Source organism: Paenibacillus sp. FSL H7-689, from assembly GCF_000517905.1.
GTDB lineage: Bacteria > Bacillota > Bacilli > Paenibacillales > Paenibacillaceae > Paenibacillus > Paenibacillus amylolyticus.
In genome coordinates this window covers 156214-168348 of the sequence record NZ_ASPU01000066.1, presented here as the reverse complement: position 1 = coordinate 168348, position 12135 = coordinate 156214, and the positions used below count along the sequence as shown (strand labels likewise).

Here is a 12135-nt window from a genome sequence, read left to right as displayed (position 1 = left end):
CATAAATTGTCCGCCACCCGCAGCATGTAGGTTAGGTTTTTGCAGCAACCGATGCCTAAAGCATCTTCTCAGAATCTCTATTGGGAGATTATCCCCCCTCTCTCTCCAACTGATTCCCATGGAATGCCTTCAAAAGAAAAGCCCGATCAGGAACATTCAACCGTTCATACGATTGCAGATATTCCCTATTGTCATATGGTACTCCAATGAATTTCACGTCCACTTTGCCCTCTTGGAGATCCACAATGCCATATCTAGCTATGGCAAGATCGTTACAGCCTAGAGCGCCCGGATTCATATATACTCTTTGATCTGTCTTATAATAATGAAGAATATGATAATGACCAAAACAAACCAAATCATGGGCCGTCCCCTGATACTTCGCGTCCAATTTGGTCCCGGATGGTTCTTTATCGATGACATCCAACTTGTCCTTGTTCATATGATAGTGAGTCAAAAGGAACCGATGTCCTTCGACCTCTTTTTCAACAAATTTCGGCAGAGCTTGTATTCTCTTGATCGATTCTGCACTCAAATGTTGACCAATCCATTCGTGATGTTCGGCTATGCCTTTATGCCCTTCTAACGGCCCCTTATTTTGGAGCAAACTCAATACGGCCTCTTCGTGATTCCCTGAAATTGCTGTCATATTTTTACGTCTGTACAACATCTCTATCACTTCATTGGAGTACGGGCCAATACCGATCATATCCCCCAAACAAAATGTATGCTCAACATCCCCTCTGGAATCGATATCAGCCAGTACCGCCTGAAGTGCAGGAAAATTCCCATGAATATCGGTTAAGATGGCAACCTTCATTGTGATTCCTCCTCAGGAATATACATCGTCTGAATCTCCTGCACACCCGGAATAAAGCCCAGATTCAGATACACGGACTCCGCATCATTTCCTTGCATCACATACAATCGTAGAACGGGATACTTACCCTTAAGTTCATTTAATGCTCTCTGTAACATCAGTGTAGCAAGCCCTCTTCCTCTATATGTCGGACGAACACCTATGCTATATACAGCAGCCTGATTATCTTGCAAGCACAAGCGACAATTTGCAATAAGCTGTCCCGTTTCCTTGTCGTATACTAGGGTGGAAGCTTGAGTTAGAATCTCATTGGTATAATTAGGGTCATCGCTTGGTATAAAATCTGCAAGCGTGGTATGTTTTCTTCGTGTAGCTTCAAGACTTCCTGCAAAACTCTCCATGTCACATTGAGCAATTTCATCTTCATTCACATATTTTTTGGTGCCGGTTTCACTTTCAATAATCTCTGGACTCTTCACGGTTACCCTGCTGTCCCATTCGATTTCAAAATGATCTGTCGGCCGCTGCATCCAGCGACATCTGAACTCCACTGGCCAGAATCCAGCTCGTGCGTATAGATCAACTTGGTCTGGAAGAATCTCAAAGGTCAGAATGCGTTTGGTGCGATCCGACCACTGTAATAATTTATGCTTCAGAAGTTTCAATACCTCAAAGCACTGCTGGAATGGAGGGATAAAAAACAAATGATACATCCGGTTAGGCTCCATTCTCACGCCACCTATTTTGCTTTCCCCCTTGTAAATCCAGTACGCACTGATCTTGGAAGAACTGAACTCTTCTTCCCTGAAAAATCCGACATAACGCATATCATAATAAACCGTGCAATATAATCCCCATTCGGCAAAATCAGCTTTGCGAATCGAATATTCATCCGACAGATCATATTGAAGAATATCTGTAGACCACTCAGTTAAACCCATACGTCATTCCTCCTCAGTTTTAATTAAATGGCAAGCAATCAAATCATTTTTCTATACGCCACCCCGTGAACATGAATTAACACATGCTGTGTTTCCATACGTTCAAAGAAATCCAACATGTCCTTAAACGGATTCTCGAAATACGAAGACTATCAAGGAAAACCTCTAATGTCTGCCCTGTTTTTGTATTCTTGAACATACAGTGCTCGCCGTGAACATCAAAATACCAATTTCCAGTTAATTCTTCTTCTCCGTGGATTACATCCGCATTGGTCAGCAGATGGTACGCACCTGCGAGAATTTCCATACGATCAGGCTGATCGGTTTCCAATATCAGTTGGTCGATCAATTGCCGCGCGATTCTTTGGTACATATCCATCACAGCCAACAATTCCTCCGTAATTTCCTGGGTTATAGCCTTCATACCTTCATATCCTTATCCGGTATCCAATTTCTTCAATTTCACCTTCGATATCACTTAATTTCAGTTCATCATTTAATTGCTGTAGTAAGACCTCATCGATCGGCTTCATATCAAATACCTGTTCAACCAGTTTGATATCCAACGCTATCTCGTAGTAATCCTGTGCCCAAGCATGATAATATTTCGCGCCGCCTACCAAAATCTCTAACAGTTCGTATTCATGATCCCCAAGCTCCGTACCCGCAGACCACCCTTCCTGATCCGCCACACTCCAGATACAGAACGTTGTCTGATCCATTACAAATGCCGGCTCTACCACAAAAGTATTAAATGCTTCTGGAACGCTTTTTACCACCTCACTCCTATCAACCTTATGCTGAAGTGTATACTCTTTATCAAAGCCTTTAATAATCAGCCCATTCGGACTGAATATTGCAAAATAATGATCTCCTTGCCCATCTCTCATGGATGCCATTTGCTCATTCGTGTCCCACTGGGAATTATACGAGTAATACCTGTACTCCCATTCCGGCATCAAAATGGCATCCAACATAGCTGCTGCCTTTAGAATCTGTTTGCATTCACTAATGTGAGGAAGTTTATCGATAAAATTAAGATTACCCATCGTGTGATACTGCCTCCTTTACCCTTTCAAATGGAATAATTAGTTGCCCGACCTTGCGGTTAGCAAGGATATAATAACGTATCCAAAAAGTTGAACCGCAAATACAATGACAACAAACTCAACCATTATGCTGTTCGCTGCATTAAAATCATTCACAAGATCCACAAAGATCTTCCCAGGTCGGGATAATACATCCCACGAATTCCACCGATTAAATCTACCAATGTAAACCCCTATACTGCTCAATAGCAAAATAACACCGACAACCATCATACTAATGTACTTATTTACTAATTTGTTTAACATGCCGTGGAGCTGAATGATCGAACAAGTCGAGAGCAGCAATCCGATGATCGCTACGGCAAACGTCAGGGTGAGTCCATACCAAAAATCAATATTAACCCAAAATCTAACCTCCCCTTGAGCATCAAAATATCTGAATGAATGCAGAATCTCCGTAAAAAGGTAGGCCGCATTGGGCAGAAAAAAGAGCCATACTCCACACATCAGCCCCATACATATCATGCTCGTTGTGGTTAATTTCTTATTGAATATGTATCTAATGCAGGATGAGATGATAAATGGTACCCATGCCAGTAACATATCCCAACTTAAAAATCGATACATATTCGTATCTGTTTGGGCACGTAAATACATCACAACACCTAGACAACATAAAGTAGCCACGAGCAAGGTAACGATGAGTCGGAGATCTTGAACCGGATGTTTGTTATCTTTCATTTCTTTGCTTCTACTTCCTTTTCCTTGATGAATGTTATAAGTTATAAATACTTTTTAAATGCCTTGCTGGATTCTCCGTTGTACCCCAATTTCGTATAAAAGTGATGTGCTTCGTTTCTGGATGATCCGCTCGTAAGAAACACCTTCACACAATTTTTCTGCTCACATACATGCTCTATATGTTTCATCAATTCAGATCCATATCCCTTGCTCTGCACATGTTCCGTAATGATAACCCGTTCAACTACGCCAAATGGTCTATTTTCCACCAAAGCATCCAGACAAATATGTAAATGAGCCGTACCGATCACCTGATCATCCATTTCATACACAAACAAGAAACTGTTTGGGTTATTCCGAACCTCTTCAATCCGTTCTGCCAGTACCTTCGTGTTTAAGTTGTTCGGCAATAATTCTTTATACAGCCTTTCAATAACCGCTGCATCCCTAGCTTCTGCCTCTCTTATCATCAAGCTTCCCCTCCCTGTTACCTCACTTGATAACTTAAAATGATATCACCGTTGTCCTCGAATTCACCTGTGTCCTGAAATCCGCAACTTTTATACAGCGCATTTGCCGCAATGTTATGTGGAACATGGGATACCCTGATTTGCTGGCAGTCTTTTCTCTCTTGCAACATACGAACCACTTCTTGAATAGCAAGTTTGCCGTAACCCTTCCCCTGGTACTTCTCATCAATCATGAAGCGCAGAATCCAGTAATACCCGTCATTGTAGATCTCGTTATCAAATAAAATAAAACCGACCATCTGATCCTCTGCCAAAATGCCGTATGGTTTGGACGTAATTTCCTTCGTCGCATGAATCAATGAATCCGCATTGCTAGCTACCAAATCTAGCTGATCTTCCCGTGGTTTAAGATGGATGCACTCAAGTTCATTTTCTTTGGTTATAGGTTGTAACGTCACTTGCTCCATACCCACAATCCTCTCTCCTTGCAGCTTATTTACTAAATTTTCTTGATCAATATAATCTCCAGAGGTTGTGTATCCAGCAACAGAGCTCCTGCATCAACATACCCCAGCTTTCGATAGAAATGTTGGGCATGTTCGTCTGATTGTGTTGAAGTCATCACCGTATCAAAGCCTTGTTGCTTCATTAATTTTTCCCAGTGATGCACCACTTTTTTGCCATATCCGCCGTTTCGATAGGGTTCATCAATCCAGATCATATTCATGAAGGGAAGGTTGTCCCAAAAGTAACCGTACCTCATCCATCCAACTCTTGATCCCTCGTCCTCGTCCCACAGGATGAATATTTCTTTCTCACTAATCTTCGTTTTCACAAGTGGCTGATGGATATGCCGATCTCTTTCAATGATATAGTCGTAGTCAGCTTCCGTTGCATACTCAATCTTCATTTGTATTACTCCCTTCATTAACTACGTCCATCATAACCCAAAATGTGGTATATGCGAACAGTTCTTTCCTCCTTTTCTCCCATGCCAAGAAACCACGGTTTCCCGTGGCTGCACCCGCTCTATTTTCTCAATCCGCTGTTGATCCGCTGACCAATTGCCCCTTGTACCATACGGCCTGCCGCGCAGATCGCCGTGCAACAGCTTCCGCCGAACAACTCGCATGTACCAATACAAAACTCGCGGTGTCGCCTACCTTCGGCCAGACTTGTCCCCCTTGTGAATCCAGCGGTGTAATCCCGCCTGTTACCCATGCCAAAGATTGAGACAAGGACAGTTCGTCGCTATATCCGTACAGTTCTGCGAATCGTCCCGCTTTCTCAAGCATATCCCCATTGCCAAAGGGAGACCAATGATCCGTCAGGCTGTCTGTGGCCAGCTTCACGTTCACGCCCATACGGTGGAGCATGGGAAGAGGCATCATCGTTCTGCCAATGGGCACCGTGGAAGCAATGCTCATCCCAAGCGAGGCCATTCGCTGCGCCATATCTTCTGCTTCCTGGTGTTCTGCGCGGGCGAACCAGAACGCATGACTTACCGTAACTTTACCCTGAAGCCCTGCTGCTTCGGTCAGATTTGCGAGTTCCAACAGCGTTTGTTTGCCAGCCTGCCCGCCATCATGCAAATGAATATCGATGCCCGCCTGGTGCTGAACAGCCAGTTCAACCATGGCGTTCAGTGATTTCTCGATCTGTTCGTCCACCGTATGAGGATCAAGTCCACCCACATGCGTTGCACCTTCCTTCATCGCTTGGCCCATAAGCTCCACTGAATGGGAGCGAAGCAGTCCATGCTGCGGGAAAGCCACGATCTCCGAAGAGATTTTACCCGAAAATGATTCCAGAGCCTGTCGCGTCGCTTCCAGTCTTTTCAAGCCACTGACGGGTTCAATATTGCAATGACTACGTACATGAGTGGAGCCGTACCCCTGGATCAAGGTCAGAATACTCTCCGCTTGACGCTTGGCATCTGGTAGCAACTTGGGCAACAGAACCTTCTCTTCTTCAATACGTTCGAAAATACTGGAGATACGCTTAACGGCTGTCCACGGCCCATCGTAGTAGGTTTTATCCAGATGAATATGTGCCTCCTCGAACGAAGGCAACAGCAGAAGTCCCTTGCCATCTACTTGTGGTAGATCGCTAGACAACGGGTTGTTTCCTTCCACAATCTCCGCGATCACTCCATCTTTAATCCGCAGATGAGCGGGGCTTGTCCGTGTCCCCGTCACCTGTTCCCCCTCCCGAATATAACTCCGCTCCACAGTCACGTTTGTTAACCAATAAGCCTGCTTCATCATGTCATCCCTCTTTTCTTACCCGGCATTACGTCCCCCGGATACCGATTGATCTATGATCCATGGTACCATACGGTTTCACAGGGCAAAAATACGTAAAACGTTGGTGTTCCATATGCGGAACGTTTGTATTACTCTACCTTAATACATGCAAAAAAACAGGCACAATACGTGCCTGCCCCGTCCAATCACCTTAATCTTCTTGGTTACGTCGAGTCTATTAAAAATGAAACCGCGCATGCCCTCCATCGGTCACGCCTTCAATCTGTTCGATATCCAGCAATCTGCGTTTCATTTCCAAACCACCACGGAACCCGGTCAGCTTGCGATTAGCCCCAATAATGCGGTGGCATGGTAGCAGAACCGGAATTGGATTGGCCCCATTGGCAGCACCAACCGCTCGCACAGCTGAAGGTCTTCCAATCGCAGCGGCAATGTCACCATAGGTCCGAATTTCACCATAAGGCACACGCCCTAGCTCTCTCCATACCTCCTGCTGGAAGTTCGTTCCGATCAAGTCCAGGGGGATCGCATCTGTATAAGCCATGGGTTCCCCTGCAAAATAGGACTGCAACCAGTCCATCATACCTGTTTGTTTCAGAGCATCCTCGTTCTCTTCCAGTTCCACGCCAGGTGCAACTTTCTGTATCCAGCCGTTCCAGTCCTCCAGTGTTTCGTTGGGCATGACCACTCGGCACAATCCCTGTTCCGTAGCGAGCAGTACCCATGGACGACCGTCCAACTGCATCGTGGTGTACATCAACTTTTTTCTCATTCGTTTACCGCCCTCTCCCTGGTGGAATGCTTAATGCTAGAACTAGGAGGTAATCTGCTTCTTCACCTTACGTTTCATACTGCGGATCATTTGCTTGCTCTCTGGATCAACGCGATAAGATTCCGTGATTTTCTGAAGTGCCTTATTATACGTAAAATCGTCCAGGCTATTATGGTGCAGATAACGCATAGTCACCTCAGGTTGTTTCACATAAGCCATTGAGATGGCCCAAGCCACTGCCATTTTCACATAATACGCCTCGTGCCTAATCTGATCCAATGCGGATAGAACCTGATCGATATATCTCTCATTCAGATAAAAATTCAACAGCATTACCACACCAAACCGGATTTCATATTCCTGATCAGATCTCAGATAGGGCTGCAAGAACTCCCACATGGGCTCCGAATGGACCTTCGTATATTTCAGTCCCGCACAGAAGCTGTCACACACCGACCAGTTGTCAATCTTCGGTACAAATGTTTCAATAGCCTTTAACAGTTCGTCCAGATCAGCCTGTACATGCCCAATGACCATCGCTTGCAACATCACTTCTTCAAAATATTCATCCTCTGCCGTTTCCAGATACGTGCGCCAGTCCCCGGCGGCAAGTTGCTTGGCAATTTTTCGTAAGGCTGGCAACCTTACACCAAGTACATTCGTGATGTTGGGAATAAGTGCGGCCGAGAATTTTTGATACTCCGGCTCAACCATGCTGAGCAATTGTGTTCTGATATCTACTTCCACTAGCGCATGTCCTCCTTGTCTGTTGCTGTACAACAAGTATATCCTTGAAGTGGCTGTTTGTAAGCCCATATCGAATGTTTGAGCAAGATTACAATATCATTTTGGGACTCTCATTTTTTCTCCATTTGTTTAATTCCCAACCCATTTCGTTTAAAAATATGAAGCTGACCGAATAGAAAGGAGTGTCGATATGAACGGACCTCATACCAAGAAAGATTTCTCCGTGGAGGAGATCACCGAACAACTCGTGCAACATGTACAATCCCGGAACCTTCCCGATTTCTATAAATTGGTGAAAGAACTGCATCCCTACGACCTCTCACTTGTATATAAAAAGTTCCCTGAAGAAGAAACCAATCGGTTTTTGCTCCTGTTCAAACCCGATGCTCTGGCGGATCTCGCCGAGACCTTGAAGCTGCACGAACAGATTCAACTGTTTGAACGACTTGGGCCGGAACGAACGCTTGAAGTCATGCAGCAGATGGACAAAAGTGATCTGATCCGATTCATGCACGATTTGCCTGCCAAACGCAGAGAAGAATTGCTTTCCAACATGAACCTGGATCACTCTGCCATTATCCGATCCGTGCTTAATTATCCGCCGGAAACGGCAGGACGCATCATGACAGATCAATATCGGACCCTGCTCGCTCATGAGACAGCCAAGGAAGCCTTACGACAATCGCAAGGTACCATGCATATCTCAGCCTCCAGTTATCTCTATGTAACCGATAATGAAGGCAAACTGGTCGGTGTCGTGAGTTATCGATCCCTTGCCCTGGCTGACGATAAGACCCAGGTTGAAGAACTGATGACCCGGCGGGTGATCCATGCAACGGTAGATATGGACCAGGAAGAAGCAGCACAGCTTCTACAGCGTTATGAGTTTATTGCACTTCCGGTCGTGGATGAAAATCACAGGTTATGCGGTATCATTCAGATGGATGATGTCATCGATATTATTATGGATGAAGCCAGTGAAGATTTGGCCAAGATGGGGGGCGGTAGCAAGGATATCGACTTTGATACCAAACCACTCGTGGCCGTCAGACGCAGGCTTCCCTGGCTCATCTTGCTTCTATTGATTGGTCTAATCTCGGGAAGTATTGTGGATTTCTTCGAGGATACACTCAATCAGGTTGTGGCACTGGCATTTTTCATGCCGATGATTGCAGGTATGACCGGTAACACAGGAACGCAGTCTCTGGCTGTTGTGGTACGCGGACTGATCGGACGCAAGCTCGACAAAGCCACCGTACTCGCACTGATTGGTCGGGAGATCAAGGTAGGCATAATGATCGGCTTGGTATGTGGATTACTGATCACTGTCATCGCTTATTTCTGGCAAGGAGACTGGTTGCTGGGCGCCATTATTGGGGTATCTCTGTTCCTCACTCTGGTCATTGGTACACTGACCGGTACATGCATCCCGCTTCTACTTAGTCGTTTCAAAGTCGACCCGGCTGTTGCCTCAGGCCCGTTAATCACCACATTGAATGATATCTTGTCCCTGTTTATCTATTTTGGCATCGCCACACGTTTCCTCGATGCCTTGATGTAAATAAGTTGTGCATACAGCAAAACAGACCTGATCCTGAGATCAAGGTCTGTTTTTTCATTTTACCAAGTGTTACGCCGATCTTTTATTTTTATTATAGATATCAAACGCTACAGCGAGCAGCAGTACCAATCCCTTAATCCCCTGTTGCCAGTCAATACCGAGACCAATCAGGGACATCCCGTTATTCAGCACACCCATAACCAAACCACCGATGATGGCACCAAATACCGTACCTATGCCCCCTGAAGCGGAAGCACCACCGATGAAACAGGCCGCAATGGCATCCAGCTCGAAGTTGGTACCCGCTCTTGGCGTAGCCGCATTCAGACGTGCGGCGAAGATCAACCCGGATACCGCGGCAAGTGTACCCATGTTCACGAAAACCCAGAAGGTTACCTTTTTTGTTTTGACCCCAGACAGACCTGCGGCCTTCTCATTACCTCCAAGCGCATACACATGCCGTCCCATGACAGTACGATTCATAACGAAGGAGTACACAACGATCAGGACAAACAGCAGGACCAGGATATTTGGAATACCTGCATAACTTGCGAGTACAAACGTAAACAGATTTGTCACAACAGCCACCACAATCAACTTGAGCAAAAATAGTCCCTTTGACACGACCTCGAATCCATATTTTCGCTGGGAACGGCGTTCCCGCAGTTCATTGACAATGTACCAAACGGTGAGCACAAGACCCACAATGATAGATACCAGACCAAAACCTGAGAATTGAATGTCCGCCAGAAAGCCCGAACTTATTTTCTGGAATCCACCCGGGAAAGGAGAGATCGATTGCCCCTCCAGCACGATCATCGTTAAGCCGCGGAAAAGCAGCATCCCTGCAAGCGTCACGATAAATGCCGGAATTCGCACATAGGCGATCCAGAAGCCTTGCCATGCACCGATCAAAGCCCCAACCAGCAAGGAAGCGATGACTGCAAGCCAAGCCGGAAGCTGCCAATCAACCATCATAATCGCGGCAACGGCACCAACAAAGGCTGCAATGGAACCAACAGACAGGTCAATATGCCCGGTAATGATGACCAGCACCATTCCGATCGCCAGCACCAAAATGTAACTGTTCTGCAAAATCAAATTGGTAATATTAATCGGCTTGAGCAACAGCCCGCCTGTCAGTACCTCGAACAAGAGCATAATCACTACCAAGGCAATAATCATGCCGTATTGACGGATATTATTTTTGAACAGCTTTGTTATCATTTCCATGCTTGCCGCCTCCAGACTTGGTCATATATCTCATCAACGTTTCCTGCGATGCTTGCTCCCGGCTGACTTCACCGGTGATTCGTCCGGCATTCATCACATAAATCCGGTCACACAGGCCAAGAACCTCCGGAAGCTCGGATGAGATTACCAGTACGCCCTTGCCTTCAGCAGCAAGCCGATGAATGATCGTATAGATTTCGAATTTTGCTCCCACATCAATACCGCGGGTAGGTTCATCCAGGATAAGAATATCTGGTCCGGCAAAAATCCATTTGCTGAGCACCACTTTTTGCTGGTTGCCTCCACTCAGATTACCAGTCTTCTGCAAAATGCTCGGTGCTTTGATGTTCATGCTTTTCTTCATCTTTTCCGCCACCAGTACTTCTTCACGCTCATTCACTACTGCGTTTCGCGTCAGCTTGCTCAGACCCGTTAAAGAAATATTGCGCTTGATGTCATCCATTAGAATGAGTCCGTATTCCTTGCGGTCTTCTGTCACATAAGCAAAGCCGTTCTGAATGGCCTCCGTGACGGTATTGTTGTGGATCGGTTTACCATTCTTAATGAGTTGCCCCGAAATATTCCGGCCATAGGATTTGCCAAAGATACTCATGGCAAGCTCGGTACGCCCAGCGCCCATCAGCCCGGCAATACCTACAATCTCACCACGTCTGATATTCATATCGATCTGATCCAGTACTTTTCGCTCGGCATGATGTTCGTGATATACCGTCCAGTCCTTTACCTCAAGGATAACTTCACCAATGGTGGCATGACGCTCCGGATAACGGCTGGTGAGATCACGTCCTACCATTCCGCTAATAATCCGGTCCTCCGTCACTTTTTCCTTCTTCATATCCAACGTCTCAATTGTCTTGCCATCCCGTAAAATAGTTACGGAATCGGATACCTTGGATACCTCATTCAGCTTGTGTGAGATCAGGATACAGGCGATGCCCTGTTTCTTGAATTCCAGCATCAATTGCAGCAGATTTTCACTGTCGTCCTCGTTCAGCGCAGCGGTTGGCTCATCCAGAATAAGCAGCCGCACCTTTTTGGAGAGCGCTTTCGTAATTTCGACCAGTTGCTGCTTGCCTACACCGATGCTGGATACCAGCGTGTTTGGATTTTCGCTCAGTCCCACCTTCGAGAGCAGTTCTCGTGTACCTACATAAGTTTCCTTCCAGTTGACAATTCCTCTGCTGGCACGCTCATTGCCCAAATATATATTTTCCGCGATTGAAAGGTAGGGAATCAGGGCCAACTCCTGATGGATAATGACAATTCCCAGATCCTCGCTCTGCTTAATATCCTTGAACTCACAATTTTTGCCCTGAAATAAAATGTCGCCTTCATACGTGCCATGTGGATATACACCACTCAGTACCTTCATCAACGTAGATTTACCTGCGCCATTTTCACCACATATGGAATGAATCTCGCCTTCACGGACTTTCAGATTGACATTTTCCAGTGCTTTGACGCCAGGAAAGGTTTTGGTGATGTTTTTCATTTCCAGAATGATTCCGGCCAT

General features: G+C 45.8%; 14 protein-coding genes. 1 reads left to right on the top strand and 13 read right to left on the bottom strand.

The window, feature by feature from the left end:
• Positions 1–88: 88 nt before the first annotated feature.
• The 11 genes from C170_RS28935 to C170_RS28885 form a co-directional block, all read right to left on the bottom strand.
• Positions 89–820, bottom strand: coding sequence for a metallophosphoesterase family protein (locus tag C170_RS28935; protein ID WP_036617128.1), 732 nt, complete (start codon positions 818–820; stop codon positions 89–91).
• A complete protein-coding gene (locus C170_RS28930; protein WP_036617125.1) occupies positions 817–1761 on the bottom strand; it encodes a GNAT family N-acetyltransferase in 945 nt (314 codons plus the stop codon). The genes C170_RS28935 and C170_RS28930 overlap by 4 nt, the downstream gene beginning before the upstream one ends.
• A gap of 76 nt (positions 1762–1837) precedes the next feature.
• Positions 1838–2185 carry a hypothetical protein gene (locus C170_RS28925; protein ID WP_235200857.1) on the bottom strand — a complete coding sequence of 116 codons (348 nt, stop codon included), beginning with the start codon at positions 2183–2185 and terminating at the stop codon, positions 1838–1840.
• Positions 2186–2189: 4 nt separating this feature from the next.
• Positions 2190–2810: a hypothetical protein gene (locus C170_RS28920; RefSeq protein WP_036617123.1), complete on the bottom strand. Its 621-nt coding sequence runs from the start codon at positions 2808–2810 to the stop codon at positions 2190–2192.
• A gap of 39 nt (positions 2811–2849) precedes the next feature.
• Positions 2850–3551: a DUF1361 domain-containing protein gene (locus C170_RS28915; protein WP_051447461.1), complete on the bottom strand. Its 702-nt coding sequence runs from the start codon at positions 3549–3551 to the stop codon at positions 2850–2852.
• Between the two features lie 41 nt (positions 3552–3592).
• Positions 3593–4021, bottom strand: coding sequence for a GNAT family N-acetyltransferase (locus C170_RS28910; RefSeq protein ID WP_036617120.1), 429 nt, complete (start codon positions 4019–4021; stop codon positions 3593–3595).
• 17 nt (positions 4022–4038) lie between these two features.
• Positions 4039–4488 (bottom strand): GNAT family N-acetyltransferase, encoded by a 450-nt coding sequence (locus C170_RS28905; protein ID WP_036617536.1) that lies wholly within the window; start codon positions 4486–4488, stop codon positions 4039–4041.
• A gap of 32 nt (positions 4489–4520) precedes the next feature.
• Positions 4521–4931, bottom strand: a complete 411-nt coding sequence (locus C170_RS28900) for a GNAT family N-acetyltransferase (protein WP_036617117.1) — start codon at positions 4929–4931, stop codon at positions 4521–4523.
• 127 nt (positions 4932–5058) lie between these two features.
• Complete coding sequence (locus C170_RS28895) at positions 5059–6285, bottom strand: amidohydrolase (RefSeq protein WP_036617533.1); 1227 nt, start codon at positions 6283–6285, stop codon at positions 5059–5061.
• A gap of 220 nt (positions 6286–6505) precedes the next feature.
• Entirely contained in the window at positions 6506–7060 is a 555-nt protein-coding gene (locus C170_RS28890) for a methylated-DNA--[protein]-cysteine S-methyltransferase (protein ID WP_036617114.1), read from the bottom strand.
• Between the two features lie 42 nt (positions 7061–7102).
• A complete protein-coding gene (locus tag C170_RS28885) occupies positions 7103–7807 on the bottom strand; it encodes a DNA alkylation repair protein (protein WP_036617112.1) in 705 nt (234 codons plus the stop codon).
• A gap of 190 nt (positions 7808–7997) precedes the next feature.
• Here C170_RS28885 and mgtE point away from each other — a divergent pair, with 190 nt between their 5' ends.
• Positions 7998–9368: a magnesium transporter gene (gene mgtE, locus C170_RS28880; RefSeq protein WP_051447459.1), complete on the top strand. Its 1371-nt coding sequence runs from the start codon at positions 7998–8000 to the stop codon at positions 9366–9368.
• A gap of 69 nt (positions 9369–9437) precedes the next feature.
• Here the strand turns inward: mgtE and mmsB are convergent, their stop codons facing one another.
• Positions 9438–10601, bottom strand: coding sequence for a multiple monosaccharide ABC transporter permease (gene mmsB / locus C170_RS28875; RefSeq protein ID WP_036617110.1), 1164 nt, complete (start codon positions 10599–10601; stop codon positions 9438–9440).
• Complete coding sequence (gene mmsA / locus C170_RS28870) at positions 10570–12135, bottom strand: multiple monosaccharide ABC transporter ATP-binding protein (RefSeq protein WP_036617108.1); 1566 nt, start codon at positions 12133–12135, stop codon at positions 10570–10572. The genes mmsB and mmsA overlap by 32 nt, the downstream gene beginning before the upstream one ends.

Excerpts from the sequence above, each read along its gene's own strand:
- C170_RS28925 (WP_235200857.1), bottom strand. The coding sequence starts at position 2,185 with ATGAAGGCTATAACCCAGGAAATTACGGAGGAATTGTTGGCTGTGATG.
- mgtE (WP_051447459.1), top strand. The coding sequence starts at position 7,998 with ATGAACGGACCTCATACCAAGAAAGATTTCTCCGTGGAGGAGATCACC.
- C170_RS28905 (WP_036617536.1), bottom strand. The coding sequence starts at position 4,488 with ATGGAGCAAGTGACGTTACAACCTATAACCAAAGAAAATGAACTTGAG.
- C170_RS28920 (WP_036617123.1), bottom strand. The coding sequence starts at position 2,810 with ATGGGTAATCTTAATTTTATCGATAAACTTCCTCACATTAGTGAATGC.
- C170_RS28930 (WP_036617125.1), bottom strand. The coding sequence starts at position 1,761 with ATGGGTTTAACTGAGTGGTCTACAGATATTCTTCAATATGATCTGTCG.
- C170_RS28915 (WP_051447461.1), bottom strand. The coding sequence starts at position 3,551 with ATGAAAGATAACAAACATCCGGTTCAAGATCTCCGACTCATCGTTACC.
- C170_RS28890 (WP_036617114.1), bottom strand. The coding sequence starts at position 7,060 with ATGAGAAAAAAGTTGATGTACACCACGATGCAGTTGGACGGTCGTCCA.
- C170_RS28935 (WP_036617128.1), bottom strand. The coding sequence starts at position 820 with ATGAAGGTTGCCATCTTAACCGATATTCATGGGAATTTTCCTGCACTT.
- C170_RS28910 (WP_036617120.1), bottom strand. The coding sequence starts at position 4,021 with ATGATAAGAGAGGCAGAAGCTAGGGATGCAGCGGTTATTGAAAGGCTG.
- mmsB (WP_036617110.1), bottom strand. The coding sequence starts at position 10,601 with ATGGAAATGATAACAAAGCTGTTCAAAAATAATATCCGTCAATACGGC.
- mmsA (WP_036617108.1), bottom strand. The coding sequence starts at position 12,135 with ATGGCCGGAATCATTCTGGAAATGAAAAACATCACCAAAACCTTTCCT.
- C170_RS28900 (WP_036617117.1), bottom strand. The coding sequence starts at position 4,931 with ATGAAGATTGAGTATGCAACGGAAGCTGACTACGACTATATCATTGAA.
- C170_RS28895 (WP_036617533.1), bottom strand. The coding sequence starts at position 6,285 with ATGAAGCAGGCTTATTGGTTAACAAACGTGACTGTGGAGCGGAGTTAT.